The 26,424-nt window shown below is 72.0% G+C and carries 24 protein-coding genes; 15 read left to right on the forward strand and 9 right to left on the reverse strand.

The window, feature by feature from the left end; translation table 11 throughout:
• Nucleotides 1-134: 134 nt before the first annotated feature.
• The 8 genes from ACH4G3_RS37770 to ACH4G3_RS37805 all read left to right on the forward strand — a co-directional run bounded on the left by ACH4G3_RS37770 (nt 135) and on the right by ACH4G3_RS37805 (nt 6,839).
• A complete protein-coding gene (locus ACH4G3_RS37770) occupies nt 135-935 on the forward strand; it encodes a crotonase/enoyl-CoA hydratase family protein (protein WP_397628711.1) in 801 nt (266 codons plus the stop codon).
• 118 nt (nt 936-1,053) lie between these two features.
• Nucleotides 1,054-1,995 carry a Zn-ribbon domain-containing OB-fold protein gene (locus ACH4G3_RS37775; RefSeq protein WP_397628712.1) on the forward strand — a complete coding sequence of 314 codons (942 nt, stop codon included), beginning with the start codon at nt 1,054-1,056 and terminating at the stop codon, nt 1,993-1,995.
• Entirely contained in the window at nt 1,992-3,056 is a 1,065-nt protein-coding gene (locus ACH4G3_RS37780; protein ID WP_397628713.1) for a thiolase domain-containing protein, read from the forward strand. The genes ACH4G3_RS37775 and ACH4G3_RS37780 overlap by 4 nt, the downstream gene beginning before the upstream one ends.
• Nucleotides 3,053-4,219 carry a thiolase domain-containing protein gene (locus tag ACH4G3_RS37785; protein ID WP_397628714.1) on the forward strand — a complete coding sequence of 389 codons (1,167 nt, stop codon included), beginning with the start codon at nt 3,053-3,055 and terminating at the stop codon, nt 4,217-4,219. Before ACH4G3_RS37780 ends, ACH4G3_RS37785 begins: the two co-directional genes overlap by 4 nt.
• 82 nt (nt 4,220-4,301) lie before the next feature.
• Entirely contained in the window at nt 4,302-4,544 is a 243-nt protein-coding gene (locus ACH4G3_RS37790) for a DUF397 domain-containing protein (protein WP_010033039.1), read from the forward strand.
• A 184-nt stretch (nt 4,545-4,728) separates the two neighbouring features.
• A complete protein-coding gene (locus ACH4G3_RS37795) occupies nt 4,729-5,631 on the forward strand; it encodes a universal stress protein (RefSeq protein WP_397628715.1) in 903 nt (300 codons plus the stop codon).
• A 40-nt stretch (nt 5,632-5,671) separates the two neighbouring features.
• Nucleotides 5,672-6,271, forward strand: coding sequence for a CGNR zinc finger domain-containing protein (locus ACH4G3_RS37800; RefSeq protein ID WP_397628716.1), 600 nt, complete (start codon nt 5,672-5,674; stop codon nt 6,269-6,271).
• A gap of 70 nt (nt 6,272-6,341) precedes the next feature.
• Entirely contained in the window at nt 6,342-6,839 is a 498-nt protein-coding gene (locus tag ACH4G3_RS37805) for a glycosyltransferase family protein (RefSeq protein ID WP_397628717.1), read from the forward strand.
• Nucleotides 6,840-6,916: 77 nt separating this feature from the next.
• On the opposite strand, the gene ACH4G3_RS37810 is transcribed toward ACH4G3_RS37805, so the two are convergent.
• Nucleotides 6,917-8,056 carry an aminoglycoside phosphotransferase family protein gene (locus ACH4G3_RS37810; protein ID WP_037666293.1) on the reverse strand — a complete coding sequence of 380 codons (1,140 nt, stop codon included), beginning with the start codon at nt 8,054-8,056 and terminating at the stop codon, nt 6,917-6,919.
• 234 nt (nt 8,057-8,290) lie between these two features.
• Between ACH4G3_RS37810 and ACH4G3_RS37815 the strand changes: the two genes are divergently transcribed.
• Entirely contained in the window at nt 8,291-9,784 is a 1,494-nt protein-coding gene (locus ACH4G3_RS37815) for a DNA-binding protein NsdB (protein ID WP_397615180.1), read from the forward strand.
• Nucleotides 9,785-9,789: 5 nt separating this feature from the next.
• Here ACH4G3_RS37815 and ACH4G3_RS37820 read toward each other — a convergent pair whose 3' ends face one another.
• Together ACH4G3_RS37820 and ACH4G3_RS37825 are read right to left on the reverse strand one after the other, a co-directional pair.
• Nucleotides 9,790-11,193 carry a PP2C family protein-serine/threonine phosphatase gene (locus tag ACH4G3_RS37820; RefSeq protein ID WP_397628718.1) on the reverse strand — a complete coding sequence of 468 codons (1,404 nt, stop codon included), beginning with the start codon at nt 11,191-11,193 and terminating at the stop codon, nt 9,790-9,792.
• 271 nt (nt 11,194-11,464) lie between these two features.
• Complete coding sequence (locus ACH4G3_RS37825) at nt 11,465-12,559, reverse strand: baeRF3 domain-containing protein (protein ID WP_397628720.1); 1,095 nt, start codon at nt 12,557-12,559, stop codon at nt 11,465-11,467.
• A gap of 283 nt (nt 12,560-12,842) precedes the next feature.
• Here ACH4G3_RS37825 and asnB point away from each other — a divergent pair, with 283 nt between their 5' ends.
• A complete protein-coding gene (gene asnB / locus ACH4G3_RS37830; RefSeq protein ID WP_397628721.1) occupies nt 12,843-14,684 on the forward strand; it encodes an asparagine synthase (glutamine-hydrolyzing) in 1,842 nt (613 codons plus the stop codon).
• Between the two features lie 25 nt (nt 14,685-14,709).
• Here asnB and ACH4G3_RS37835 read toward each other — a convergent pair whose 3' ends face one another.
• The gene (locus ACH4G3_RS37835) at nt 14,710-16,281 is read right to left on the reverse strand and encodes an alpha/beta hydrolase (protein WP_397628722.1); all 1,572 of its coding nucleotides are present in this window, start codon (nt 16,279-16,281) and stop codon (nt 14,710-14,712) included.
• 276 nt (nt 16,282-16,557) lie between these two features.
• Here ACH4G3_RS37835 and ACH4G3_RS37840 point away from each other — a divergent pair, with 276 nt between their 5' ends.
• Nucleotides 16,558-17,223 carry a chaplin gene (locus ACH4G3_RS37840; RefSeq protein ID WP_397628723.1) on the forward strand — a complete coding sequence of 222 codons (666 nt, stop codon included), beginning with the start codon at nt 16,558-16,560 and terminating at the stop codon, nt 17,221-17,223.
• A 45-nt stretch (nt 17,224-17,268) separates the two neighbouring features.
• On the opposite strand, the gene ACH4G3_RS37845 is transcribed toward ACH4G3_RS37840, so the two are convergent.
• The 3 genes from ACH4G3_RS37845 to ACH4G3_RS37855 form a co-directional block, all read right to left on the reverse strand.
• Nucleotides 17,269-18,003: a class I SAM-dependent methyltransferase gene (locus ACH4G3_RS37845; RefSeq protein WP_397628724.1), complete on the reverse strand. Its 735-nt coding sequence runs from the start codon at nt 18,001-18,003 to the stop codon at nt 17,269-17,271.
• A gap of 6 nt (nt 18,004-18,009) precedes the next feature.
• Nucleotides 18,010-22,287, reverse strand: coding sequence for an aminotransferase class I/II-fold pyridoxal phosphate-dependent enzyme (locus ACH4G3_RS37850; RefSeq protein ID WP_397628821.1), 4,278 nt, complete (start codon nt 22,285-22,287; stop codon nt 18,010-18,012).
• Between the two features lie 175 nt (nt 22,288-22,462).
• Nucleotides 22,463-22,948, reverse strand: coding sequence for a nucleoside deaminase (locus ACH4G3_RS37855; RefSeq protein WP_397628725.1), 486 nt, complete (start codon nt 22,946-22,948; stop codon nt 22,463-22,465).
• A 125-nt stretch (nt 22,949-23,073) separates the two neighbouring features.
• On the opposite strand from ACH4G3_RS37855, the gene ACH4G3_RS37860 reads away from it, so the two are divergent.
• Together ACH4G3_RS37860 and ACH4G3_RS37865 are read left to right on the forward strand one after the other, a co-directional pair.
• On the forward strand, nt 23,074-23,850 hold the full coding sequence (locus ACH4G3_RS37860) for a GNAT family N-acetyltransferase (RefSeq protein ID WP_397628822.1): 777 nt from the start codon (nt 23,074-23,076) through the stop codon (nt 23,848-23,850).
• Nucleotides 23,851-23,942: 92 nt separating this feature from the next.
• The gene (locus ACH4G3_RS37865) at nt 23,943-24,866 is read left to right on the forward strand and encodes an NAD-dependent epimerase/dehydratase family protein (RefSeq protein WP_397628726.1); all 924 of its coding nucleotides are present in this window, start codon (nt 23,943-23,945) and stop codon (nt 24,864-24,866) included.
• Between the two features lie 61 nt (nt 24,867-24,927).
• Here ACH4G3_RS37865 and ACH4G3_RS37870 read toward each other — a convergent pair whose 3' ends face one another.
• Both ACH4G3_RS37870 and ACH4G3_RS37875 read right to left on the reverse strand, forming a co-directional pair.
• A complete protein-coding gene (locus ACH4G3_RS37870) occupies nt 24,928-25,191 on the reverse strand; it encodes a GlsB/YeaQ/YmgE family stress response membrane protein (RefSeq protein ID WP_397628727.1) in 264 nt (87 codons plus the stop codon).
• A gap of 126 nt (nt 25,192-25,317) precedes the next feature.
• Nucleotides 25,318-25,758, reverse strand: a complete 441-nt coding sequence (locus tag ACH4G3_RS37875; RefSeq protein WP_397628728.1) for an SPW repeat protein — start codon at nt 25,756-25,758, stop codon at nt 25,318-25,320.
• A gap of 225 nt (nt 25,759-25,983) precedes the next feature.
• Between ACH4G3_RS37875 and ACH4G3_RS37880 the strand changes: the two genes are divergently transcribed.
• Together ACH4G3_RS37880 and ACH4G3_RS37885 are read left to right on the forward strand one after the other, a co-directional pair.
• Nucleotides 25,984-26,160: a hypothetical protein gene (locus tag ACH4G3_RS37880; protein ID WP_397628729.1), complete on the forward strand. Its 177-nt coding sequence runs from the start codon at nt 25,984-25,986 to the stop codon at nt 26,158-26,160.
• A 100-nt stretch (nt 26,161-26,260) separates the two neighbouring features.
• Complete coding sequence (locus ACH4G3_RS37885; protein WP_351405193.1) at nt 26,261-26,338, forward strand: putative leader peptide; 78 nt, start codon at nt 26,261-26,263, stop codon at nt 26,336-26,338.
• Nucleotides 26,339-26,424: the final 86 nt, after the last annotated feature.

Genomic DNA, 26,424 nt, shown 5'->3' on the forward strand with positions numbered 1-26,424 from the left:
GCCGGTCATCAGAGCAAAGGGCGGTCCAACTGTGAAGGGCTCGCGCGAAGAAATCTGACTGTCTGTCAGAAAACCCTTGAAGTGCCTCCCTCACTACTGCAACCTGTTCTCGTTCCACGAGAGGGGAGTTGGCCATGGGTGGGACGGAACACCTCACCGTGCAGCGCGAAGGCGCCACACTGGTGCTCACGCTCAACAGGCCCGAAGCCAGGAACGCGCTCTCGCTGCCGATGCTCGTCGGCCTCCACGACGGCTGGCTGGAGGCCGACGCGGACGACTCGGTCCGCTCGATCGTGTTCACCGGCGCGGGCGGCACGTTCTGCTCGGGCATGGACCTCAAGGCCCTCGCCGGCAACGGCATGACGGGCGAGGAGTACCGCGACCGGCTCAAGGCCGACCCCGACCTGCACTGGAAGGCGATGCTGCGCCACCACCGCCCGCGCAAGCCGGTGATCGCGGCCGTCGAGGGCTACTGCGTCGCTGGCGGCACCGAGATGCTCCAGGGCACCGACATCCGCGTCGCCGGCGAGTCCGCGACCTTCGGCCTGTTCGAGGTGCGGCGCGGCCTGTTCCCCATCGGCGGATCCACGGTTCGGCTGCCACGCCAGATCCCGCGCACCCACGCCCTGGAGATGCTCCTCACCGGCCGCCCCTACAGCGCCCGCGAGGCCGCCGCCATCGGCCTGGTCGGCCATGTCGTCCCCGACGGCACGGCGCTCGCGAAGGCACTGGAGATCGCCGAACGGATCAACTCCTGCGGCCCGCTGGCCGTCGAGGCCGTCAAGGCCTCCGTCTACGAGACCGCCGAGATGACCGAGTCCGACGGTCTCGCGGCCGAACTCACCCGCGGCTGGCCGGTCTTCGACACCGCCGATGCCAAGGAAGGCGCCCGCGCCTTCGCGGAGAAGCGACCGCCCGTCTACAAGCGCGCGTAGGCGCTGCGCCTGCTTTGGCCGGTTCAGAGCTGCGGGTCGTCGGTGGCTGAGCGCGCAGTTCCCCGCGCCCCTCAGGGGGCGCGCCCGTGCACGCCGATTCGAAGGAGGCGGGCCCTCGATGTCCGCAGTTCTCAAGGCGCCGCTCGTCGTCGAGTTTCCCTTCACCCGCTCCCTCGGGCCCGTCCAGGGTGCCTTCCTGACCGGTCTGCGGGAACGTGTGATCCTCGGGGTGAAGACCCGCGACGGCCGCGTCCTCGTCCCTCCCGTCGAGTACGACCCCGTCACCGCCGAGGAGATCCGCGACCTCGTCGAGGTCGCCCCCACCGGCACGGTCACCACCTGGGCCTGGAACCACGCCCCGCGCCGCGGCCAGCCGCTCACCACCCCCTTCGCCTGGGCCCTGGTCCGCCTCGACGGTGCCGACACCGCCCTGCTGCACGCCCTCGACGCCCCCGGCCCCGACGCCGTGCGCACCGGCATGCGCGTCCGCATCCGCTGGGCGGCGGAACGCACAGGAGCCGTCACGGACATCGCCTGCTTCGAGCCGTACGACGGCGACCCGCCGCAACTCGCCGGAGCTACCGGGCAGTTCGAGGATCCGGTGTCCGGGATCGTCGCCGCCGCCCGCCTCGACTACACCTACTCGCCCGGGCGCGCCCAGACCGCCTACATCAACGCACTCGGCGACCAACGGACCGTGGGCGAGCGCTGCCCGTCCTGCCGGAAGGTGTACGTCCCTCCGAGGGGTGCCTGCCCCACATGTGGGGTGGCCACATCCGAACAGGTCGAGGTGGGGCCGCGCGGCACAGTGACCACGTTCTGCATCGTCAACATCAAGGCGAAGAACCTGGACATCGAGGTGCCCTACGTCTACGCCCACATCGCCCTCGACGGCGCGGACCTCGCCCTGCACGGGCGCATCGGCGGCATCCCGTACGACGAGGTCCGCATGGGGCTGCGCGTCGAGCCCGTGTGGACCGAGGGCGGCCGCTATCCCGACCACTACCGGCCCACGGGCGAACCGGACGCGGACTACGACACCTACAAGGAGCTGCTGTGACGAGCGCACCGGGGGGCCGCGAGATCGCCGTCGTCGCCTTCGCCCAGACCGTCCACCGGCGCACCAGCGACGAGTCCTCCGAGGTGGAGATGCTCATGCCGGTGCTGCACGAGGTCCTCGACCGGACCGGCCTGAAGACCGCCGACATCGACTTCACCTGCTCCGGCTCCAGCGACTACCTCGCCGGCCGCGCCTTCTCGTTCACCCTCGCCCTCGACGGGGTCGGCGCCTGGCCGCCCATCTCCGAGTCGCACGTCGAGATGGACGGCGCCTGGGCCCTGTACGAGGCCTGGACCAAACTCCTCACCGGTGACGCCGACACCGCCCTGGTCTACGCGTACGGCAAGTCCTCGCCCGGCTCGGTCCGCGACGTCCTCACCCGCCAGCTCGATCCGTACTACGTCGCACCCCTGTGGCCCGACTCCGTGGCGCTCGCCGCCCTCCAGGCACAGGCCCTCATCGACGCCGGCCACACCGACGAACCGGCGCTCGCGGCCGTCGCCGCCCGCAACCGGGAGAACGCGGCGGCCAACCCCCACGCCCAACTGCGCCACAGCGTGCCGCAGGGCGACTACCTCGTGCGGCCCCTGCGCACCGGCGACTGCCCGCCCATCGGCGACGGCGCCGCCGCCGTCATCCTCGCGGCGGGCGACCGGGCCCGTGACCTGTGCGCACACCCCGCCTGGATCCGCGGCATCGACCACCGCATCGAGGCCCACGGCCTCGGCGTGCGCGACCTGACCGACTCGCCCTCCACCCGTCTGGCCGCCGAACGGGCCGGCGCCTTCGAACGGCCCGTCGACACCGCCGAGCTGCACGCGCCCTTCACCGCGCAGGAGATCGTCCTGCGCAAGGCGCTCCGCCTCGGCGACGGCGTCGTCGTCAACCCCTCCGGCGGCGCCCTCGCCGCCAACCCGGTCATGGCCGCCGGTCTCATCCGCATCGGCGAGGCCGCCGCCCGCATCCACCGCGGCGCGTCCGACCGCGCCCTCGCCCACGCCACCTCCGGCCCCTGCCTCCAGCAGAACCTCGTCGCCGTACTCGAAGGGGAGCCCCGATGAGCAAGGAGCCCGTGGCCGTCGTCGGCGTCGGCCAGACCAAGCACGTCGCGGCCCGCCGGGACGTGTCCCTCGCGGGACTCGTCCGGGAGGCGGCCCGCCGGGCCCTGGACGACGCCGAGCTGACCTGGGCCGACATCGACGCCGTCGTGATCGGCAAGGCGCCCGACTTCTTCGAGGGCGTCATGATGCCGGAGCTCTACCTCGCCGACGCGCTCGGCGCCGTCGGCAAACCCATGCTCCGGGTGCACACCGCCGGCTCGGTCGGCGGATCCACCGCCCTCGTCGCCGCGAACCTCGTCGCGGCCCGCGTCCACGGCACCGTTCTCACCCTCGCCTTCGAGAAGCAGTCCGAGTCGAACGCCATGTGGGGCCTGTCCCTGCCCATCCCCTTCCAACAGCCCCTGCTGGCCGGAGCCGGCGGGTTCTTCGCCCCGCACATCCGCGCCTACATGCGGCGCAGCGGCGCCCCGGAGACGATCGGTGCCCTGGTCGCCTACAAGGACCGCCGCAACGCCCTCAAGAACCCCTACGCCCACCTGCACGAGCACGACCTCACCCTCGACAAGGTCATGGCCTCGCCCATGCTGTGGGACCCGGTCCGCTACTCGGAGACCTGCCCCTCCTCCGACGGCGCCTGCGCCATGATCCTCACCGACCGCGCCGGAGCCGCCCGGGCCCCGCGGCCGCCCGCCTGGATGCTCGGGGGCGCGATGCGCAGCGAGCCGACCCTCTTCGCCGGCAAGGACTTCGTCTCCCCGCAGGCCGGCCGGGACTGCGCGGCCGACGTCTACCGGCAGGCCGGGATCACCGACCCCCGCCGCGAGATCGACGGCGCCGAGATCTACGTGCCGTTCTCCTGGTACGAGCCGATGTGGCTGGAGAACCTGGGCTTCGCCGGTGAGGGCGAAGGGTGGAAGCTCACCGAGGCGGGCGTGACCGAGCTGGACGGGGACCTGCCCGTCAACATGTCGGGCGGCGTGCTGTCCACCAACCCCATCGGCGCCTCCGGCATGATCCGCTTCGCGGAGGCGGCGCTCCAGGTGCGCGGACAGGCCGGGGAACACCAGGTGGACGGCGCCCGCAGGGTCCTCGGGCACGCCTACGGCGGCGGCTCGCAGTTCTTCTCCATGTGGCTCGTGGGAGCCCGGCCCCCGGACTCCTGAAAGGTCCCCCTCACGTGCCCTGTCGGCCATGGGACACGATCGCTAGGCTGGCCGCGGACGACGAATCGGGAGGAGCACGGACGTGGCCGAGACCACCACCCAGCAGCGCCCGCTCACGGGCTGGGACAAGCCGGAGCTGGACCTCACCAACGCACAGTGGCAGTCCAGCAGCCGGGGGCGGGGGGATGTCCAGATCGCCTTCGTCGAGGGCTTCATCGCCATGCGGAACAGTGCCCGCCCGGAGAGCCCCTCCCTGATCTTCACGCCCGCCGAGTGGGGCGCGTTCGTGTCGGGAGCGCGGGAAGGGGAGTTCGACCTCACCTGAGGCGAGGCCGCGACCTCGACCGCGGCACCCCTGGAACGGTCCCGGACCGGCCGTGACCCCACGGCCGATCCGGGGGTGTTCCGCCCGCATTTCCGGACACGCGACCTGAGACATCCTCCCCGGGCCCGCGCCTGAGCCAGGCTGGCCCCGGAGGGACGGTCGTATCCCGGAAGGCGAGGAACCCATGAGCACCCTGCCGGTCATCGCGGCGGTCGACGGTTCGGACGACAGCCTGCGCGCCCTGGAATGGGCCCTCGACGCGGCCCGCCGGCGTTCCGCACCGCTGCGTGTGGTGCACGTACGCCAGTACGCCCACTGGGTGCAGCACGAGGTGCTCGCCGCCGGACCCCCGGACCCGCGGGACGACCCGGTGCTCGACCGGGTCCGCGCCCACGTGGAGAGCCTCCCCGCCCGGCCGGACACGGAGTACCTCGCCCTGGAGGGCGCCCCCGGCGCCGTCCTGCCCGAACAGGGCTCGTCCGCCCAGCTGCTGGTTCTCGGCTCCCGGGGCCGCGGCGGCTTCGCCAGTCTGCTGCTCGGCTCCAACGGCATGGCTGCCGCCCGCGATGCCGAGTGCCCCGTCGTGGTGGTGCCCAGGCCCGGACGCGACGTCCGCGGCGAGGCGGGGACCGGTCCCGGCTCGCGCGTGGTGGTCGGTCTGAAGGTGGACGGCCCCGACGAGGCCACGCTCGAGTTCGCCTTCGCCGAGGCAGCGCGGCGCGACGCCCGGCTGCAGGCGGTCGCCGCCTATCCGTGGCCCGCGCAGCCCTGGATGATGCCCGGCGAACTGCCCCCTCCGATCGTCGACCAGAACGTCATCGAGGACGAGACCCGGGTCCTCGCCGAGGGATTCCTCGCCCCCTACCGCGAACGGCACCCCGACGTCACGGCCGAGACCGTTCCGGCGGCGGGCGACGCGGCCGGACACCTCGTGGCGGCATCCCCGGGCGCCGACCTCGTCGTCGTGGGCCGTCACCGGCGGCACCTGCTGGCACCCGCCCGCATGATGGGCTCGGTCACCCACGCCGTCCTGCTGCACGCCGCGAGCCCCGTCGCGGTGGTCCCGCCGGCACCGCCGGAGGACTGACCCCGGGGTAATGGATACCGGCAGGCCTATCATTAGCCCCATGCGGGAACCGATCAGCAGGGACGCCCGGCTCGCCCTGGACCTGGCCCTCACCATCCGGCACGACGGCAACGGCGGTGTCGCCGACGACCTCACCGAACCGGCGGGCCTGACCGCCTGGGTCCGGGCACACCCCGAGGTCCTGCCGGACACCGGCCGTTTCACCGCCGACGCCGCGCAGTTCGCCGCCGTCCTGGACCTGCGGGCAGCCGTCCGCGCCCTCTTCGCCCGCGCCGTGCGCCCCGGCGAGCCGAGCCCCGCCGACGCGGCCCGTCTCCTGCCCGTACCCGAAGCCGTACGGCGCCTCAACGAGGCTGCCGCCCGCACCCCCACCGTGCCCCACCTGGACTGGCCCGAGGGGACCGGACCCGAGGTCCGTCACCAGCCCGTACACGGCGGCGAGGATCTGACGTCCGCCCTCGCGCAGGCCGTGATCGCGTTCCTCGCGAGCCCCGACCGCGACCGGCTGCGGGCCTGCCACGCGCCCCGCTGCGTGCGGTACTTCCTCAAGGACCACCCACGCCAGGAGTGGTGCAAACCCTCCTGCGGCAACCGCGCCCGGGTGGCCCGCCACCACCAACGGCACCGGACGACGGCCTGAGGAAACTCCCGGCCCGATCGGGTCGTCGCCCGGGCGGCACTTCGCAGGCCGGGCCACGTACCATGGCGGCATGTCGTTCCTCCGCCGCCGCAGCGCCACGCCCGCCGGGCCCGACTTCGACGTACTGGCCATGGACCCGGGCGACTGGCCCGGCAACCTCGGTGCGGGACTGCTGCCCGCTCCCGACGGCACCTGCCAGGGCGTCTTCCTGCGTTACGACCTGTTCGGCGGCCGCGGCCCCGCGATGATCATCGGCAACCTGCCGGAGGGCTCCCCGGCCCGCGACGTCCCCGAGGGACAGGTCCCCTTCGAGGTGGGACAGCTGCTGCTGGCACTGGAGAACGACGAGGAGATCACCGTCGTCGGCACCGAGGACGTGCCGGTGATGCAGGGCGACAACCTCCTGATCGTGCGCCGCGTCAAGCTCTCCGAGGGCCGCATCTCCTGCGTGCAGTTCGACCGCAGCGACAACGTCCTGGTGACCATCGCCGCCTGGGACCGCCCCATCACGGACGACCTGTACGCCCTCCTCAAACCGCTGCCCGCGGAGCTGTTCCAGCAGGGCTGAGCCGACGGGCGGCACACCGCAGACACGAAAAGGCCGCTGTGCGCCTGGCCAGGCACACAGCGGCCCCTTCGTCCCCGTCAGCGAGTGCCGACCGCCGCGCGCACGGCCCGCCGGGCCATCTGGCAGTCGTCGTGCAGCCGCCGCAGCAGCAGCCGCTGCTCCTCGCCGGACGGCGCAGCACCAGGGTGGGCCGTACCCGGTGCCGCCGGGGTCGCGTCGTGCATCGAACGCTGCACGGCCGTCTCGTACCTGCGGATCTCCCGGGTCAGCACCAGCATCAGGTTCACCAGGAAGGCATCCCTGGACGCCGGGCCCGCCGACTGGGCGATCTGGCTGATCTGGCGACGGGCCACCGGTGCGTCCCCCAGCACCGACCACAGCGTCGCCAGGTCGTACCCCGGCAGATACCAGCCCGCGTGCTCCCAGTCCACCAGCACTGGACCGGCCGGTGACAGGAGGATGTTCGACAACAGTGCGTCGCCGTGGCAGAACTGGCCCATGCCCTGCCGCCCGGCCGCCTGCGCGATGCCGTGCAGCAGCTTCTGGAGATCACCCAGGTCCCGGTCGGTGAGCAGGCCCAGCTCGTGGTACCGCGAGATCCGGGCCGCGTAGTCCAGCGGGGCGTCGAACGTGCCCGCCGGCGGCCGCCACGCGTTCAGCCGGCAGATCGCGCCGAGTGCCGCCCTGATGTCCGCCCGCGGCGGTGCCTCGGCCGGGTGCCGCTGGAGCGCGGCCACCCGGCCCGGCATCCGCTCGATCACCAGTGTGCAGTTGTCCGGGTCCGCCGCGATCAGTCTCGGCACCCGCACCGGAGGGCGGTGCCGGACGAACGAGCGGTACGCCGCTATCTCGTGGCGGATCCGCTCGGACCAGGCGGGGGAGTGGTCCAGTAAACACTTGGCGACGGCCGAGCTGCGACCGGTCGTGCCGACCAGGAGCACGGACCGCCCGTTGCGGCGCAGGACCTGCACCGGGGCGAACTCCGGGCAGATGCGGTGCACCGACGCGATCGCCGTGCGCAGCTGCGCGCCCTGGGGGCCGGACAAGTCGAGTCTCCCGCTGAGCGGTTGGGTGCCGAGTACCGCGCCGCGCCGTGCCCTGCCCGCACCGAGCACGGGGGCCGCCGGCCGCGCGGGGGCGAGGTAGGGGCCGCTGTCCGTGGGACGGGGGTGCAGCGACCGGGGCGGTGCGGACACGGAGGACGATGCTGCGTACATGGGCGAGACAGATCCCTTCGTGTGCCTGCGACGACAGTGCACCACCCGGCCCGGACTCCCGGGAGCACCCTGGGGAATGTCCCTGCGGCGACCGGGTCGGGGTGGCGCGTTCCTACCTGACACCCGATGACCAGTGGCACACCATCTGGCGCACCCTGGCGAACCCTGGCGAATAGTCGCCCGGCAAGTCTCCCCGGGCTACTGTCAACTCAGCCGAGAACCTGGGGGCTTGACGTGAGCGGACAACCCAACACCCGGCTCGCGGACCTGTTCGGCCTGGCCGGCTGGTCCAAGGGCGAACTCGCGAGGCTGGTCAACCGGCAGGCGGCGGCCATGGGCCATCCCCAGCTGGCGACCGACACCTCCCGGGTGCGGCGGTGGATCGACATGGGAGAGATCCCGCGCGATCCGGTGCCGCGGGTGCTGGCGGCTCTGTTCACCGAGCGTCTCGGCCGTGTCGTGACCATCGAGGACCTCGGTCTGGTCCGGCACGGGCGTGCGGGGAAGCGGCAGGGCGGCGGGAGTGCGGAGTCTCCCGACGGAGTGCCGTGGGCGCCCGAGCGGACCGCCGCGGTCCTCACCGAATTCACGGGAATGGACCTCATGCTCAACCGACGCGGCTTGGTGGGCGCGGGCGCCGCGCTCGCCGCGGGATCCGCACTCAGCAGCGCCATGTACGACTGGCTGCACACCGACCCTGCCCTGGCTGCCGACGCACCCGACCTCGACCATCCCCTGCACGCCGACCCCGCTGGGTTCGACCGCTACGAGGCCGCCCCCATCGGGTCGCAGGAGATCGAGGAACTGGAGCGCTCGGTCGAGGTGTTCCGCGCCTGGGACGCGGCCCGCGGCGGCGGGCTCCAGCGCAAGGCCGTGGTGGGCCAGCTCAACGAGGTGGGCGGGATGCTCGCCTACCGTCACCCACCCCATCTCCAGCGGCGCCTGTGGGGCGTCGCCGCCAACCTGGCCGTCCTCGCGGGCTGGATGTCGCACGACGTCGGCCTGGAGCCCACGGCCCAGAAGTACTTCGTCATCGCCGCGCACGCGGCCAGAGAGGGCGGGGACCGGCCCCGCGCGGGTGAGGCGCTCTCCCGTGCGGCCCGCCAGATGGTGCACCTGGGCAAGCCGGACGAGGCCCTGGACCTGATGAAGCTCGCCACGTCCGGCTCCGGCGACGAGGTGCTGCCCCGCACCCGGGCGATGCTCTGCACCATCGAGGCCTGGGCACAGGCCTCCATGGGCAAGGGCCAGGCCATGCGCCGCACGCTCGGGCAGGCCGAGGACCTGTTCGTCTCCGACAAGGCCGACGTGCCACCGCCGGACTGGATGCAGACCTTCAAGGAGGAGGACCTCTACGGCATGCAGGCCCTGGCCTACCGCACGCTCGCCGAGTTCGAGCCGGGCGCGGCCGCGCATGCCCAGCACTACGCGGAGAAGGCGCTCGCCCTGCGGGTCGACGGCCGGCAGCGCTCGAAGATCTTCGACTACCTGTCGATGGCCTCGGCGTGCTTCATCGCGGACGACCCCGAGCAGGCCGACCGGTACGCGCGACTGGCGCTGGTGTCGATGGGCTCCAACTCCTCCCACCGCACATGGGACCGGCTGCGCCAGATGTACCGGCTCACCGCCCAGTACTCCGGCTACCCGAAGATCCAGGAGCTGCGGGAGGAGATCAAGCTCGCCCTGCCGAAGACGAAGGGCAGGAGCGGCAACCACGCACAGGCCTGAGTTTCCTATGACGTGATCTTGGCGACGAGCACGCAGGCGTTGTCCGCGCGCTCGCACTCGCCGAACTCCTGGACCACCGTGCGCAGGCAGTCCTGCGCGGTGGCGGTCGCGGTCAGCCGCGGCGCCAGGTCGAGGAGGAGGTTCGCGGCCGCCGTTCCCGTGTGCCCGGGTACCAGCCCGTCGGTGTGCAGGAGCAGCAGATCGCCGGCCTCGAGGGTCTCTTCGGCCTGCCCGTACACGGCGCCCGAGGTGGCGCCGAGCAGGACGCCGTCCGGTGCGCCCAGGACCCGCCCCGTCCCGTCGCGGAACAGCAGCGGGGCGGGGTGCCCGGCCTGCGCCCACACCAGGGTGCGGGTCCCGGGGCGGTAGCGGCAGCAGACGGCGCTGCCGAGGGCGGGTTGCACGGTGGCGTCGAGTAACTGGTTCAGCCAGGCCATCAGCTGCCCGGGCGGGGCGCCGGCCATCGCCATGCCGCGTACGGCACCGAGCAGCATCGTCATGTTCGACGTGACACCGACACCGTGTCCGGTGAGGTCGCCGACGCTGAGCAGGGTCTCGCCGTCCGTCAGCTCGAGCGCGTCGTACCAGTCGCCGCCGATCAGCGTGTGCGTGGACGCCGGCAGGCGCCGGGCCGCGAGGTCGAGGGTCCTGGGACCCCGGTGCGGGAGCCGCAGGGAGCCGAGCCACGGCGGCAGCACGGCCTCCTGCAACTCGACCGCGAGCCGGTGCTCGGTCCGCGCGTCCTGCCGCCGGTCGGGGAGCGAGTCACGGGTCTCGCTCACCACCCGCTGGCTGCGGCGCAGTTCGCTGACGTCCCGCAGCACGGCCCACATCGAGGCGGTGCTGCCGTCAGTGTCGAGTACCGGTTCGCCCATCATGTGCACGGTCCGTACGTCGCCGCCCTGGCGTGCGATGCGGAACTCGCCGTCGATGGGCCGGGCGTCGACGAGGCAGTTCGTGACCATCGCCGTCAGCTTCGGCCGGTCCTCGTCGAGCACCAGGGACGGCAGCTCGTCGAGGGTGAGCGGGGGAGCGGCGGGATCGCGGCCCAGGATCCGGTAGAGCTCCCCGGACCAACTGGCCTCGTCCGTCAGCAGGTTCCACTCGGCGCTGCCGACCCGGCTGAGCAGTGAGCCGGGTGCGGGCACGGCGGGCTCCGGGGCCGCCGTGGGCAGGGGTCCGTCCCGCAGCTGGGCCAGGTGTTCGTCGAGGTCGTTGAGCTGGTGCAGGGCCAGGTCGTACAGGGCGCGCTGCCAGCGTCCTCGAGGGTGGTCCGCTTCCTCCTCGGCGTCGCGCCGCACGGCGTCCACGTCGCCCTTGAGCCGCCGCGTCTGAGATATCAGCGCGTCGACCGAGCCGCGTCCGGGCGGCTGGGCGGCTGGGCGGTCCGCGGAGAGGTGGGACGGCATGACGCACTCCGATGCGGGGACGGTTCGACCAAGGCGGACGGAGGGACCGTTACGACTGTTGCACAGCCCGCGACGCCCTGTAAGGGATTCGGCAACACACGATACGGTGGTGCTTCTGGCATATGCCACAGTCTCACGGAGTTACTCCGAGGTAGGTGCGGAGCAGGCCCTCCGGAGGGTCAAGTCGTAGATTACACAGGGAGTTTGACGATCCGTCGGAAGGGCGGCGCGAGATTGCCGCGCTTGTTCGACGACTCCGTGTTCGAAGGTTTCAGTACCGCAGGACGCCGGCGATACCGTCCGCCTCGGCGAGTGTGCCGTCCGGCACGAAGCGGACGTCGGCTCCCGTCTCCAAGCACTGCTCGACGATCTCGTCCACGATGTCCTCGCGGGACTCGAGGCCGGCGCTCTCGGTGAGGATCAGATGGTCCCCGGCGTCGCTGACCGTCACGCGGTAGTTCTCCTCGACGGCCAGCAGCCGGACGCGCCCGTCCCGGGCGCTCTGCCAGAGCTCGTCGACACCGGCGGCGAACTCCCTTCGTCCGCGGGCCGTTTCGAGGGCGCGGGCCACGGCGTCCGTGTCCTTGCGGGCCTCCGTCTCGATCACCGGCCGGATGGCCTGCCACACGGACTCGGGCGTCCCGTGTGCGAGACCGCCGTGCGGGACGTGCACCGCTTTCTTGGTGGCGCTGCCGACCTCGTCCAGCAGGGCGAGGGCGGCCGGCGGGCCGGTGATGTACAGCGGTCGCGGGTGCTCACGCAAGACGGTGCTCATCGCGGTGTCGGTCTCGCGCAGGAACTGGCGGGTGCGCTCCTCCCGGAAGGCGCTCGGCAGGTCGCCGACCCGCTCCTGTCGTTCCGGGTCGAAGTTCTCCACGCGGCGGGTCAGCGGGAAGCCGTCGGCGCGCTGCTCGACGACGCGGTCGACGCCCCCGTTCCACAGGGTCGCGCGGTCGGCGGAGAGCGACAGCACCCAGAACGGCCGCTCCGCCGTCTGGGCGGAGACGAGGTTGCGGGTGAGGAAGGTGTCCGAGAGCACCACGCGTTCGGGCACGGACCGGGCGAGTGACCACACCTGGTGCTCACCTGAGGCGGCGAAGATCACCAGGCCGTCCTCGGCGTGTGTCAGGTCGACCTCGGACAGGGCCTGGTCGAGGTGGTGGGCGACCTCGGCCCGTCGTTCGCGGCTGACCGCCGGATCGGCCTCCAGCTGCCGCTTGGCCTCGGCCACCAGATTGCGCAGCCGGACCTGGTCCTGGGCGTTGTAGGGATCGCGCCGGTGGGTCGGCGTCAGCACGGAGACCGCGGGGTAGGGGCGCGGGCGCCGCAGCTCGGCAAGGGTCGCGGGACTCAGAACGTGCTCCATGACAGCACGATAGAGCGGATTCACCATTAGGGCATTCGGGGCAACCGGTACCCCGCTGTCGAGGCGTCGCCGTCCGGGAGTTGGGGAAGTTTTTGCCGCCGGCCGATTTTCGACGGGGATCCCCCGTGGCGCGGCGGGTCCGGGGATATTGCGCGTGCAAAGTGCGGCTGGATTTGAGGGGTGGCCGGGGCCGCGTGCGCCGTCGGCGATTGACCTGTGATCGCGGGTGTAACACGCTCGAAATATAGATGGCCCATACAACTGATTTGCGGGAGGTATACGTATGTGCGGCATCACCGGCTGGGTCTCCTTCGACCGCGACCTGAGTGCCGAGGCATCGACCCTGGACGCGATGACCGAGACGATGGCCTGCCGCGGCCCGGACGACCACGGCGTCTGGACCGAGGGGCCCGCCGGCCTCGGACACCGCAGGCTCGCGATCATCGACCTGCCCGGCGGCCGCCAGCCCATGACCGCCGCCACCCCGCACGGCACCGTCGCCCTCGTCTACTCGGGCGAGGCCTACAACTTCACCGAACTGCGCGGCGAGCTCACCGCCCGCGGCCACCGCTTCACCACCGACTCCGACACCGAGGTCGTCCTGCGCGGCTACCTCGAATGGGGCGACGCCGTCGCCGAGCGCCTGAACGGCATGTACGCCTTCGCCGTCTGGGACGGCCGTACCGACCGGCTCCTGCTGATCCGCGACCGCATGGGCATCAAGCCCCTCTACTACCACCCCACTCCCGACGGCGTCCTGTTCGGCTCCGAGCCCAAGGCGATCCTCGCCAACCCGCTGGCCCGCCGGCGCGTGGGCCTCGACGGCCTGCGCGAGCTGTTCACCATGGTCAAGACCCCCGGACACGCCATGTGGGAGGGCATGCGCGAAGTCGAGCCCGGCACCGTCGTCACCGTCGACCGCACCGGCGTGCGCCACCGCGTCTACTGGGAGCTGCGCACGCAGCCCCACACCGACGACCGCGACACCACCATCGCCACCGTCCGCTCGCTCCTCGACGACATCGTGCGCCGCCAGCTCGTCGCCGACGTGCCCCGCTGCACCCTGCTCTCCGGCGGCCTCGACTCCTCCGCCATGACGGCACTGGCCGCCCGGCAGCTCGCTGCGCACGGCGAGCGGGTCCGCAGCTTCGCCGTCGACTTCGCCGGCCAGGCCGACAACTTCGTCGCCGACGACCTGCGCGCCACCCCCGACACCCCCTTCGTGCACGACGTGGCCCGGGACGCCGGCACCGAGCACCAGGACATCGTGCTGGACGCGGAGGCCCTCGCCGACCCCGGCGTACGGGAGAAGGTGATCAGGGCCCGCGACCTGCCGGCCGGCCTCGGCGACATGGACGCCTCGCTCTACCTGCTCTTCCGGGCCATCCGTGAACGGTCCACGGTCGCCCTGTCCGGCGAGTCCGCCGACGAGGTCTTCGGCGGCTACCAGCAGTTCTTCGACGAGGAGGCCCGTCAGGCCGACACCTTCCCCTGGCTGGTGAGCCTCGGCCGGCACTTCGGCGACGACGCCGACGTCCTGCGCCCGGAGCTGGTCAAGGCCCTGGATCTGGAGTCGTACGTCGCCGACAGCTACCGCTCCGCCGTCGCCGGTGTGCGGCGCCTCGACGGCGAGAGCGACTTCGAGTTCCGGATGCGGCGGATCAGCAACCTGCACCTGACCCGGTTCGTACGGATCCTGCTCGACCGCAAGGACCGCGCCAGCATGGCCGTCGGCCTGGAAGTCCGGGTGCCGTTCTGCGACCACCGGCTCGTCGAGTACGTCTACAACGCTCCCTGGGCGCTGAAGTCCTTCGACGGCCGGGAGAAGAGCCTGCTCAGGGAGGCCACCGCGGATCTGATCCCGCGGTCCGTGTACGACCGGGTCAAGAGCCCCTACCCGTCCACGCAGGACCCGGAGTACGCGGTGGCCCTCCGGAACCAGGCGAAGGACCTCTTGGCACGCCCGGACCACCCGGTCTTCGACCTCGTCGACCCCGAACGGCTCCGGCAGGCCGCGCACCGCGACACGCCCGTGAGCAGCCAGGCCGCACGCCGGGGCCTGGAACGGGCGCTCGACCTGGCGATGTGGATGGACCTCTACGCACCCGAGGTCTCACTCGGCTGACCGGGGGATCCGTGGCAGCACCGGCTCACTCGGTGTCGTGGTCGGAGCCGCAGGAGCTGCCGTCCGGCGGCAGCGTGCCGTACAGCAGGAACGCGTCGACCTTGCGGTGCACGCACTTGGAGGAGCCGTAGCCGGTGTGGCCCTCGCCCCGGTTGTCGAGCACCACGGCCGACGACCCGAGCCGCTCGGCCGTCTCCACCGTCCAGCGGTACGGCGTGGCCGGGTCGCCCCGGGTGCCGACGAGCAGCATCCTCGGCGTGTCGAGGTCCTTGACCTCGTCACGGATGAAGTCGGTGCCCTTGGGACGGCCGTAGCACATCAGCACCTGGGTGAGCCGGTACCGGCCGAAGACCGGCGACGCCCGCTCGTACCGGGCGCGCAGCCGGCCGAGGTCCCTGCCGACCTGCTCGGCGGCCGGGCGGTCGGGATCGTCCGCGCAGTTCACCGCCATCAGGGCCGCCGGCAGGTTGTCCAGGGGAACGTCCTGCGGGTCGGTGAGGCCGCGGTGCGCCGCCCGCCACGGCGGGTGGGCGACACCCCCGGACGCGAAAGCCTCCAGGCGGCTGGTGTCGCCGTCCTCGAGCAGCTGCGCGACGGCCCGCTGCAGCGAGGGCCACAGCTCCCTGCTGAACAGCCCCTGCGCGAGAGCGCCCGCGAAGTCCTGGCCGGAGAACTCCTCACCGAAGTCGGTCGGCACCGGGTCCCGGTCGAGCGACTCGACCACCTCGACGACGTGCTCCCTGGCCTCCCGCGGGTGCTGTCCGAACGGGCAGGCGATGTCCTCCGTGCACCAGGCGAGGAAGTTCTCCAGTGCCGTCTGCTGCCCCTGCGCGCTCACCACACCCTGCTCGGACAGCGGCTCGGTGAGCGTGTCGACGCCGTCCAGCACCATCCTGCCGACCTTGTCGGGGAACTGGGCCGCGTACACCGCGCCGAGCCGGCTGCCGTAGGAGAAGCCCAGGTAGTTGAGCTTGCCGTCGCCGAGTGCGTCACGCATGACGTCCAGGTCACGGGCGGCGTTCACCGTGCCGATGTGGCGCAGGACGGGGCCCGAGTGCTCGGTGCACTCGGCCGCCGCGTCACGCAGCTTTTCGAGCAGGGCCTGCGGGTCGGCCACGGCCGCGTCGCCGTCCGTCCCGGCCAGTGGGTCGTCCGGGGCGTTGCCGCAGCTGACCGGCGAGGAGCGGCCGACGCCCCGGGGGTCGAAGCCGACCACGTCGTAGCCGTTCGTCAGGCCCATGAAGTCCTTGCCGGCCATGGCGAGTTGTCCCACGCCCTGGCCGCCCGGGCCGCCGAAGTTCAGCAGCACCGAGCCCCGGGACCTGCCCGTGGCGCGGTAGCGGGCCAGGGCGAGATCGAGGGTCCCTTTCTTGGGGTCGGCGTAGTCGAGGGGGACGGTGACCTTGCCGCACTGGAGGTCCTTCGGCATGTCCTCGCCCTCGCACGCCGACCACGTGACCTTCTGGTCGTAGAAGCGCGCCAGGCCCGGCGGGGGGTCGTCCACGGCCGGCAGCCCCGCACCCAGCAGGGCCAGTCCGGCCGCACAGGGGACCGCGCAGCGCCTCAGCGAGGGGCGCGTGGACAGCTTGGCCAGCATCGATGCCTCCAGGGGGCGCGCCCCACAGCGGACCGGGGACCGGCGCCCTCGATCACCATAAGCGGGCTCCTCAAGCCGCGCCTCCGGACGAGCGGGCGGGGGCGGAGCGCCTTGACCTGCGCGGCTGCCTCGCGCATACCAAGGGCTTTACCGCTAGTTCGACAACAGGGCCGCTCGATGGAGTGAAAGGCCGATAAGCCATAACTCGGATCGGCCGTCCGCGTTTTATCTCGTGCGGGTGAGTGCCCGCGATGATGTCTGGAAGGCAGGGAACCTATGAATCGGGTTACCCGAAACGGTGTGATCGCCGTCGCCGCGGCCTCGGGCGCGATGGCCCTGACCGTCCCCGCGTACGCCGGTTCCGGAGCGGAGGGCTCGGCTGCCGGTTCGCCCGGGGTGGTCTCCGGCAACACCGTCCAGCTGCCGGTGCACGTCCCGGTGAACGTGTGCGGGAACACCGTGAACGTGGTGGGGCTCCTGAATCCGGCCGCGGGCAACAGCTGCGCGAACAAGGACGACGGGCGGGCCGGCCGGCCCGGCAAGCCCGGCGGCGCGGTCGCGGACGGCAGCGGAAAGGATTCACCGGGCGTGGTCTCCGGCAACGGCGTCCAGCTGCCCGTCGACCTGCCGGTCAATGTCACCGGCAACTCCGTGAACGTGGTCGGCATCGGCAACGCGTCGACCGGCAACGAGTCCTCGAACACCCCCGGCGACCGCCCGGTCCGCCCCCACCACCCACCGAAGCCGGTTCCGAAGCCGCCCACCCCGCCTCGGCCGCACCCCGCCCCCGAACCGGCGGCCCCGCACACCGTCCCGCATGCCGCCGGCGCCCTGGCCCACACGGGCACGGACCACACCCTCCAGGCCGTCGCGGCGAGCGCGGCACTGGTGCTGGGGGGAGTCGTACTGCGGCGGCGGTTCCGCCCGGGGACGGACGACTGAAGGGACGGCCTGTCCTCTGCCGGAGCCGTCACGGAGGCGGTGCCCTCAGGCCGCCTCCGCCACCGCCGTCAGCAGCACCATCCCGGAATCGCCGTAGTCCGGCAGGGTCGGGTCCGCATCGATGTGGGTGACGTCCAGGTCGCGGGTCAGCGGCGTGAAGACCTCGGTCACGGTCGCCGGATCGACCGGGCAGCCGGGCCAGCGGGACGCCGGTCCGATGCGGTACGTCGGCATGTTCTCCATGAACGCGGCGACCAGGTGGCCGCCCGGCTCGACCGTGCGGACGAACGTGCGGCAGAAGTCGGCGAACTCGGCGAAGTCCTCCGTCGCGCCCTCGGCGACGAAGTGCATGGAGGCGAGTTCGTAGGAGCCGGGTGTCAGGGTCCGCACGTCGGCGTGTACGACGTTCACCGGTGCCAGCGCCCCGGCCAGGGTCGCCGGCACGTCCGGGTTGAGCCGCCGGCACAGCGCGTGGAAGGGGAGCCAGCTGGCGTCGAGGCGGTGACAGATCTGGTCCTGGAGGTAGGCGACGTTGCTCGCGCCCGCCTCCACGGCGTCGATCCTGCGGCTCACGGCGGACGCGAGGATCAGCGGGTAGAGGTTGGGCCCCGCCCCGAACTCCACGGAGCGGGCGATGGTGCCCGGACGGAAGCGACGGTAGAACGCGCTGTGGTGTGCGATGACCGCCGCGTCCGAGGGATGCACCTCGCGGTAGTTCTCGCGGAGGTAGTCGGCGACCGGCCAGCTGTCCCAGTCCACGTCGTCGTTGTGCGTCGTCATGGCCTTCTAGTCCTTCAGCCGCAGGGGGAAACGCCCGGCCAGCCGGGTCAGGGTCCCCGTCAGGCGGTCGATGTCGTCGTCCGAGTTGAGTGCCGTGAGCTGGATGCGGAAGCCGACCCGGTCGCGGGGCACGAGCGGATAGGCGGCGAGCGTCACATAGATGCCCTCCTCCCACAGATACGCGGCGACCGCGTCCAGGTCCGCGGGGTTCGCCAGCGGGACCTCCACGATGGGCAGCCGGTCCGTGTTGAGGGTGCTCACCCCCAGGCTGTCCAGGTGATCGAGCACCCGGACCGTCTTGCGGTACAGGCCGGCCCGGATGACGTCGCCCCGCCGCTCGTTGACGTCCAGCCCGGCCAGCGCGGTGGCCAGCGACGCCGTCGGCGACGGCCCCGAGTAGAGATAGGGGGCCGCGTCGGTCTTGAGGCGGTTCTTGAGCTCCGACGGCAGCGCCAGGAATGCGAGCAGCGACGAGTACGCCTTGGAGAAACCGGCCACGAGCACGATCCCGTCGTACGACTCCCCGGTGTGCCGCACCAGGCAGTTGCCGCGCATGCCGTACGGGCAGGTCTCGCCCGGCCCGCGTTCCCCGAGCACGCCGAAGCCGTGCGCGTCGTCGAGGTACAACGTCGCTCCTTCGGCCCGGCACAGCGCGGCCAGCGCGGGCAGGTCGGGGATGTTGCCGCTCATGCTGTTGACGCCGTCCAGGCACACCAGCCGCGGCGTGCGCGGCGGCACCCCGGACAGCAGGACACGCAGCTCGTCGAGCCGCCCGGCGTGGAAGCGGTGCAGCGTGGCGCCCTGGCCACGGGCCACCACGCAGCCGTCGTAGACGGTCCGGTGCGCGGTCGCCTCCACGAAGACGTGCCCGTCCTCGGCCAGCGCCGGGATCACCGAGGCGTGCACCAGCGTCAGCGTCGGCAGCAGCAGCGTGTCCGGCGCGCCCAGCAGCGCGGCGAGCCGCTCCTCGATGTCGGGGTACAGCCGCGGACTGCCCAGCAGTCGCGACCAGCTGGGGTGCGTACCCCACTCGCGCACCGCCGGATCGATGGCCTCCATGATCTCCGGGTCCCAGTCGAAACCCAGGTAGTTGCAGGACGCGAAGTCGATCAGCCAGTGGTCGCCGCTGCGGATGTGCCGGCCGCGCACCTCGTCGAGGACCGCGTCGCTCATCGGGCTGGTGCGCCGCAGATGCTCCAGGTCCGCCCAGCGTGCCTCCCGGCGTCCCGGGACGGCGTCGAGGCGCGGCCGCCGCGCCCGGGGCGGCGCGAAGGGGTGGGCGCTCGGCTCCCGCAGGACGTGCGCGCTCTGCTCCACCGTCATGGGCCGGGCGAAGAGGTACCCCTGCCCGAACCGGCAGCCCATCTGGGCCAGCAGGTCCCGCTGGGCGGTGTCCTCGATGCCCTCCGCGATGACCTGGAGGCCCAGGGTGTCGGCGATCCGCACGATGCCCTCGACGAGGGCGACCTGCTGGGCGTCGCGGGCGATGTCGTCGATGAAGGACTTGTCGATCTTCAGCACGTCGATGGGGAAGTCCCGCAGATGGCGCAGCGAGGAGAAGCCGGTGCCGAAGTCGTCGACCGCGATGTGCACCCCGAGTTCCTTCAGCGTGTGCAGCACCGTCTGGAGGCGGTCGTCGCGGTGCAGCAGCACCGTCTCCGTCAGCTCCAGCTGCAAGGAACCGGGCTCCAGCCCGGGCGTGCTCAGCGCCTGGCCGACCTGCTCGACGAAACCGGCGTCGCGGAACTGGCGCGCGGAGACGTTCACGCTGACGTACGGCGGACCGGCGGGACCCGGCTGCCGTTGCAGGGCCGCGATGTCGCTGACCGCGTTCTCCAGCACCCACGAGCCCAGCGGGGCGATCTGCCCGGTCTCCTCGGCCAGGCTGATGAACTGGTCCGGCGCGACGGGCGGCCGGTGCTCGTCCGGCCAGCGGACCAGGGCCTCGAACCCCACGACCTCGCCTCCGGTGATGTCCACGACGGGCTGGTAGCGCAGCGCGAACGCCTTGTCGGCGACCGCCCGGGCCAGCTGGGACTGGAGGTCGTGCCGCTCGACCATGCGGCTGCGCAGCAGTGGCCTGAAACGGCGCCACTGCCGCTTGCCCGCCGCCTTCGCGGCGTACAGCGCGAGGTCGGCGTGGCCCAGCAGTTCCTCCGCGTCCGTGCTGTCGCGCGCGGTGGCCACGCCGACGCTGGCGGACACCGTCACCGACTCGTCGGCCAGATCGAACGGCCGTCCCAGCGTCTGGATCACCTGGGCGGCCAGCAGCTCGGCGTCGAGCGGCTGCCGGGCGTCCTCCATCAGCACGGCGAACTCGTCCCCGCCCAGCCGGGCCGCGGTGTCGGTCCGCCGCAGCGCCCGGGACAGCCGGTTGCCGACGGCGACCAGCAGATGGTCGCCGACCCGGTGCCCCATCGTGTCGTTGACCAGCTTGAAGTCGTCCAGGTCGATGTAGAGCAGACAGGTCAGGGACGACTCGCGGCGGCCGCGCAGCAAGGCCCGTTCGATCCGCTCCAGCAGCAGCGTCCGGTTGGGCAGACCGGTCAGCGAGTCGTGGAAGGCCCGCTGGGTCAGCTCCTGCTCCAGCCGCCGCTGCTCGGTCACATCCCGCAGCGTCACGACCAGGCCGGACACGGTCCGCTCGTCCCGGAAGTCGCTGCACCGCACCTCCACCTCGACACGCCCGTCCCGGCGCCGCACCCACCAGTGGTCGTGTCCGGCCCGCGCGCCCCTCTCCCGTACGGCGGCCAGCTCCCGCGCGGCCCGCTCCCGGTCCCCGGGATCCACCAGTTCCGGCAGCGGGACGCCGACGAGGTCGTCGGTGCCGAACACGGACCGCGCGGACGGGCTGGCGTACCGGATCGCGTCGTCGTCCTCCAGGATCAGGATGACGTCGGAGGCGTTGCGGACGAGGGTGCGGAAGTACGCCTCGTTCTCCCGCCGGACGACCTCCTTGCGCAACGCGACCCGCTCCATGGCCAGGCCCGCGTGCGACGCCAGGATCTCCAGCGAGCCCCAGGTCTCGGTGAGCTGCCGCTCGGGGGCGGCGACCAGCAGGACACCCGGGACGGCCCCGGCCGGGCGGTCGGGCTGGGTCATGGGGCAGACCAGGACGCAGGGCAGGCCGTCCAGTCCGGCGGCGATGCCGGGTTCGAGGGCGGCCGGGTCCACCATGTGGGTGCCACGCGCGCCGAGGTCGCCCGCGCGCTCCGTCGGCAGCAGCAAGGTCCGGTGCGGTACGTCCGCACCCAGCAGCCGGTCCACCGCGGTACAGCAGGACTGGTCGACCTCGTCCTGCCGGAAGGCCGAGACCAGCGAGGCGGCGGCCCCGCGCAGCGCGAGTTCCCGCGTCACCGCATGGCGATGGGCCACGACCATTCCCGCCAGCCGAAGTATCACCAGCAGGAACAGCACGCCCGAGAAGACCGCGATCACGGCGGCGTCCCGCGTCTGCTTGCTCAGCCCCTCGTACAGCAGGATCCCCGGCGCGATGAGCGTGGCCACGGCGAGCATGACCAGCCGGCGCGGCGGCGGCAGCAGGGACTCCCGCTGTGGCACGGACGCGGTCAGCGCGACCATCGAGGGGTGCAGGGCGGCGAGGCCCCAGGCGGTGTAGAAGGCGATCCAGCCGAGGTCCAGCAGGGTGCCGGTCTGCCACAGGTCTTTCAGCTGCAGGATCCCGTACGCGATGTCGAAGCCGAGCAGTGTCACGGTGCCCACGACCAGCAGCTGCACGGCACGGTTGGGCCCGACGAGCGGGCTCGGGGTCAGCAGCCGCGCCAGCAGGGCCAGTACGAGGACGTCACCGAGGGGATAGGCGATGCTGATGGCGCGCTGCTGCCAGGTCAGCCCTTCCACCACGGTCAGCGGCTGCACCAGGTACACCCACACGGGCAGCGCGAGGCCCGCGGTGATGATCAGCGCGTCGAGCAGGCTCGGCAGGTCGCGGTCGGCCCACCGGTGCCGGACGAGCCCCGACAGTCCGATCGCGAAGAGCGGGTAGGTGGCGAGGTAGCAGGCGTCGGCGGGGGAGGGGAACGGGTTGGAGGCGTCGAAGTACTCCTCCATCACGTTGTAGTACGTGTCGCCCGCGATGAAGGTGAGCAGTCCGGCGGCCAGGAACCACCAGGGCCACTGATGGGCGGGCCGGTGGACACGAATGCCGGTCACCACGGCGGCGACGCCGGCGAGCCCGATGACGGCCCACAGGACGGGAGCCGCCGCCGGGACGGACATGTACACGATTGTGGCAACCGTGACGAGGGCGATCTGGGCGGCCATCAGCCGACGTGCTGACAGCACGGACATGCGCCTCCCCCCGTCGGGGAGACCGAGGCGTACGCCTGGCCTGTTGAATTCGATCGTACGTTCGCCAGGGTGGCCCTGCATCTCGGGAGGCCCGCCTCGCCGGCCTCCGGCGGACGGTCCTGCCCGACGGGCCGGGGTCGCGGGTTTCTCAGCCCCGTCCCCGGTGGAACCGCACGTGCAGTTCCCGCACTCGTTCCGTCAGCTCGGGCACCGGACCGTCCACGACCACACCCGGTGCGACCTCGTGGACGGGGAGTGTCCGCACCGGCGGCGCGGCGACCCCCAACTCGCTCAGCCAGGATGCGAGTTGTTCGGACGAGGCGACGTAGACGATGCGTCCCAGGCCGACCCAGGCGTGCGCGGCCGCACACATCGGGCAGTGCTCGCCGGAGGTGTAGACCGTGGCCGCCGCCCGCTCCCCGGGCGTGAGACGGGTCGCCGACCAGCGTGCCAGTTCGAACTCGGGATGCCGCGTGCGGTCGCCCGAGGCCACCCGGTTGTGGTCCTCGCCGAGGACCGTGCCGTCCCCGCCGACCAGGACCGAACCGAACGGCTCGTCCCCGGCATCGAGCGCCTCGGCCGCGAGCTCCACGCAGCGGCGCAGGTACGGCAGTTCCGTGTCCTTCACGACCATGGTGCCGGACCCCTTCCTGGTGACGACGTGATCAGCAGGACTGTACGGCCGCCGGGGCGTACTGCCACGTCCGTAAATGCGTTGCGCGGCGGTCCGACCCCTGCTGGGGTGTGCCCATGACTCATGTGGATCACACCGCGCTGCTCACCCTGTTCGACCGTGAGCTGCGCGAGGAGGCGCGGCCGGACGGCCCCGGTGTCCGCGTCGAGCGGGCGGGCGACGTGGTGCGCCAGGTCGCGGGTCCGCAGGGCTGGAACGGCGTCCTGTGGGCGGCCCTCGGCGAGGCTGCGGCGGACGCGGCGATCGCCGAGCAGATCGCCCACTTCACCGGGCTCGGCCTCGACTTCGAGTGGAAGCTGTACGGGCACGACCGGCCGGCGGACCTCGGGCAGCGGCTGCGCGCGGCCGGGTTCGAGCCCGAACCCGAGGAGACGCTGATGATCGGCGAGATCGCGACCCTGTCCCTGGACGCCGAACCTCCCGAGGGCGTCCGCGTCGTACCGGTCACCGATCAGTTGGGCGTGGATCTCGTCGCCGATGTCCACGAGAAGGCGTTCGGCGCGGACAGCGCCTGGCTGCGCGACCAGCTCCTCACCCGGCTCTCGGCCGGCCCGGACACCGTCGTCGCCGTCGTGGCGATGGCCGGCGACGAGCCGGTGAGCGCGGCCCGCATGGAACTCGTGCCCGGCACGAGGTTCGCCGGCCTGTGGGGCGGCGGCACCGTCGCGGGCTGGCGAGGCCGCGGCATCTACCGTGCCCTGGTGGCCCACCGCGCCCACCATGCCGCGGCACGCGGCTACCACTACCTCCAGGTCGACGCCTCCAGCCAGAGCCGCCCCATCCTGGAACGCCTGGGCTTCACACCACTGACCACGACGACGCCGTACGTGTACACCCCGTAGCCGGCCGTCTTCCTGGATGTCACATCCGCCTGGACGTCACATCTGCGCCGGTCCGATGTCACATCCGTGCCGGTCCGGTCCGTCGTGTGGTCATGACGACGAACCAGAAGAACCAGAGCATCCTCCTCGCCGGTGCGAGCGGCGTCCTGGGCCGGCACATCACCCGCGCCCTGACCGAGGCGGGCCACAAGGTCACCGGACTCGGGCGGGGCGCGGACAACGGCGTGCGCGCCGACCTCATGGACCGCGACGCGCTGCTGCGCGCCGTCGACGGACACCACTTCGACACCGTGATCCACGCCGCGACCGCCCTGCGCAAGCCGCCCATGCGCGACCGCGACATGTTCGCCACCGACGCGCTGCGCACCCAGGGCACGGTCCACCTCCTCGAAGCCGCCCGCGTCACCGGGGCCCTCCGCTTCGTGGTGGAGTCGATGGTCTTCGGCTACGGCTACGGGGACCACGGCGACCGCCCGGTCACCGAGGACGACCCCTTCGGCCCACGCGGCAGCACACCGCAACTCGAGCGGCACATCGCGGCCATGCGGACCAAGGAGCGACTCGCCTTCGAGGCGGAGGCGCTGGAGGGCATCGCGCTCCGCTTCGGCCTGTTCTACGGCCCCGGCGGCACCGACGCGCTGCTCCCGCTGCTGCGCCGGCGGCAACTGCCCCTGCCCGCCGACCACGGCCGGGTGCTGCCGTGGGTGGAGCTCACCGACGCGGCCCGCGCGGTGGTCGCCGCCGTGGAACGCGGCCGGCCCGGGCAGGCGTACAACATCGCCGACCGCACCCCGCTCGGCTTCCGTGCCCACGTCGAGGCCGTCGCCGGGGCGTTCGGACTGCCGAAGCCGATGACCGTACCGCTGTGGCTGATGAAACCCATGTCGTACGCGCACACGGTGATGTCGTCGCGGCTGGTGGTGTCCTGCGCCAAGGCGGAACGCGAGCTGGGCTGGACGCCGCTGTACCCGTCCAGCCGGGCGGGGCTCGCCGCGATGCGGTCGGCGGGCCGCTGATGCCGGGCGACACACGGCTCCGGCGTGCCGGGCGCGGGCCTCGGCACGCCGGGTGCCGCTCTCAGCGGCGTGCCTTCGAGCGGTCCAGTGCGGCGACGCCGAGCGCGGCGAGGCCGATCTGGATGAGCCACTCGACCCAGTCGACGCCCTCGGTGTCGGCGACGTCGAACGCGGCGGCGATCGCGGAGCCGACCAACGCGGCGAGGATGCCGACGAGGATCGTCCACAGGATTCCGATCCGCTGACGGCCCGGGACCACGAGCCGGCCCAGGACGCCGATGACGATGCCGATCACTATGGCACTGATGATGCCGTCGATCTCCATCTCCGCCCCTTTTCTTCAGGTCCCCCGCTGTAGTGCTTGTGCCCCCCGATGGCCGGGACACGCCGGTGCGGACATGAAGAGGCCGGTCCGGGATGCGGACCGGCCTTCGGATCGCCTTCCGGTGGTCTAGGGCCTCTGGGAGGCCTTCGCCGCGGTGCCGGCGCACGCCAGACCCAGAATCAGGGCCAAGGCGCCGATGATGATGTTGTTCCACACGACGCCGGCGTCCGGGCTGTCGCCGACGACCCACGGCGAGATGATCATCCACACCCCGAGTGCGCACATGGCCCAGCTCAGGCCGTACATACGCTCCGGAGCGCGAGTGAACCCGAGCGCCAGCAGACCGATCGCGATACCCATGATCAGGTTGTGCGTCACGAGCGGCGGCTGGCTGGTCGTGTAGTGGACTATCCACGGGGATGCCGCGCAGTACAGACCGAGCAGGAACACCGGTCCGTCCACGAGCGCCACATCGCGACCACCGAGCACGCGGGCGTACCGATCCCGCATCTCGGAGGCATCGGGGTGGCTGGTTATGTCACCTCTGGTGGGCGAGACGTTGGCCATGACTCGTCTCCTTCGTCTTGCAGGGCGACCGCGGCTGGTGGGGTGTGCGGTAAGCGCCGCGTAAGCACATTCTGCGCTTATTTTTCCTTTATGTGTAGAGGTCGGTAGAGGTGTGAACTTCTACCGGGCGGTACATGTCCGGGGGAATCGGGGGCAAGCGGATGTGTACGACAGTGACCGATCGACGTCGCCGGCGGGCGACGCGGGACAGGGAGGACGGCGGACGTGTCTGCGGCCATCGACGCGAAGGTGTTGGAGCGGTTCCCGGCGGGAGCTCCGCGCGGATCATGGCCGGCGGAGGAGTACGCGGCACGCCGCCGGGCCGAGGGGGAACCGGCCACCGTCGTGATGGACCTGGAGTCGGACGCCTTCCTCGTGGTGGTTCCTTCGGACGAGGGCTGAACGCCATCCACAGTCCCGGAATCCACGGTCCGGGATACGAGATGAGCCGCGGTTTCCTTGACGGCCGTCGTCTCCCGCTGTCACGATCCATGGCATGACCATGCGACTGGACCTCACGCGGCGACGCCACGTCGACCTCGCACGCGTCTCCAGCGCCTCCTGTCGCGCCGCAGCCTGAGTCTCCCGGCTCGCCGCTTCTCCCCACCGCCGTATTCGCCGCCGGCCGAACACTGTCGCGCCGACGGGACCTCTTGCGCGGTGCAT

This window comes from Streptomyces afghaniensis (assembly GCF_044327915.1).
GTDB lineage: Bacteria > Actinomycetota > Actinomycetes > Streptomycetales > Streptomycetaceae > Streptomyces > Streptomyces afghaniensis.

What these genes read in the sequence shown, in the direction of transcription:
- ACH4G3_RS37770 (WP_397628711.1), top strand. Translation starts at nt 135, where the DNA reads ATGGGTGGGACGGAACACCTCACCGTGCAGCGCGAAGGCGCCACACTG.
- ACH4G3_RS37775 (WP_397628712.1), top strand. Translation starts at nt 1,054, where the DNA reads ATGTCCGCAGTTCTCAAGGCGCCGCTCGTCGTCGAGTTTCCCTTCACC.
- ACH4G3_RS37785 (WP_397628714.1), top strand. Translation starts at nt 3,053, where the DNA reads ATGAGCAAGGAGCCCGTGGCCGTCGTCGGCGTCGGCCAGACCAAGCAC.
- ACH4G3_RS37795 (WP_397628715.1), top strand. Translation starts at nt 4,729, where the DNA reads ATGAGCACCCTGCCGGTCATCGCGGCGGTCGACGGTTCGGACGACAGC.
- ACH4G3_RS37800 (WP_397628716.1), top strand. Translation starts at nt 5,672, where the DNA reads ATGCGGGAACCGATCAGCAGGGACGCCCGGCTCGCCCTGGACCTGGCC.
- ACH4G3_RS37805 (WP_397628717.1), top strand. Translation starts at nt 6,342, where the DNA reads ATGTCGTTCCTCCGCCGCCGCAGCGCCACGCCCGCCGGGCCCGACTTC.
- ACH4G3_RS37810 (WP_037666293.1), bottom strand. Translation starts at nt 8,056, where the DNA reads ATGTACGCAGCATCGTCCTCCGTGTCCGCACCGCCCCGGTCGCTGCAC.
- ACH4G3_RS37820 (WP_397628718.1), bottom strand. Translation starts at nt 11,193, where the DNA reads ATGCCGTCCCACCTCTCCGCGGACCGCCCAGCCGCCCAGCCGCCCGGA.
- ACH4G3_RS37825 (WP_397628720.1), bottom strand. Translation starts at nt 12,559, where the DNA reads ATGGAGCACGTTCTGAGTCCCGCGACCCTTGCCGAGCTGCGGCGCCCG.
- asnB (WP_397628721.1), top strand. Translation starts at nt 12,843, where the DNA reads ATGTGCGGCATCACCGGCTGGGTCTCCTTCGACCGCGACCTGAGTGCC.
- ACH4G3_RS37835 (WP_397628722.1), bottom strand. Translation starts at nt 16,281, where the DNA reads ATGCTGGCCAAGCTGTCCACGCGCCCCTCGCTGAGGCGCTGCGCGGTC.
- ACH4G3_RS37840 (WP_397628723.1), top strand. Translation starts at nt 16,558, where the DNA reads ATGAATCGGGTTACCCGAAACGGTGTGATCGCCGTCGCCGCGGCCTCG.
- ACH4G3_RS37845 (WP_397628724.1), bottom strand. Translation starts at nt 18,003, where the DNA reads ATGACGACGCACAACGACGACGTGGACTGGGACAGCTGGCCGGTCGCC.
- ACH4G3_RS37850 (WP_397628821.1), bottom strand. Translation starts at nt 22,287, where the DNA reads ATGGCCGCCCAGATCGCCCTCGTCACGGTTGCCACAATCGTGTACATG.
- ACH4G3_RS37855 (WP_397628725.1), bottom strand. Translation starts at nt 22,948, where the DNA reads ATGGTCGTGAAGGACACGGAACTGCCGTACCTGCGCCGCTGCGTGGAG.
- ACH4G3_RS37865 (WP_397628726.1), top strand. Translation starts at nt 23,943, where the DNA reads ATGACGACGAACCAGAAGAACCAGAGCATCCTCCTCGCCGGTGCGAGC.
- ACH4G3_RS37870 (WP_397628727.1), bottom strand. Translation starts at nt 25,191, where the DNA reads ATGGAGATCGACGGCATCATCAGTGCCATAGTGATCGGCATCGTCATC.
- ACH4G3_RS37875 (WP_397628728.1), bottom strand. Translation starts at nt 25,758, where the DNA reads ATGGCCAACGTCTCGCCCACCAGAGGTGACATAACCAGCCACCCCGAT.
- ACH4G3_RS37885 (WP_351405193.1), top strand. Translation starts at nt 26,261, where the DNA reads ATGCGACTGGACCTCACGCGGCGACGCCACGTCGACCTCGCACGCGTC.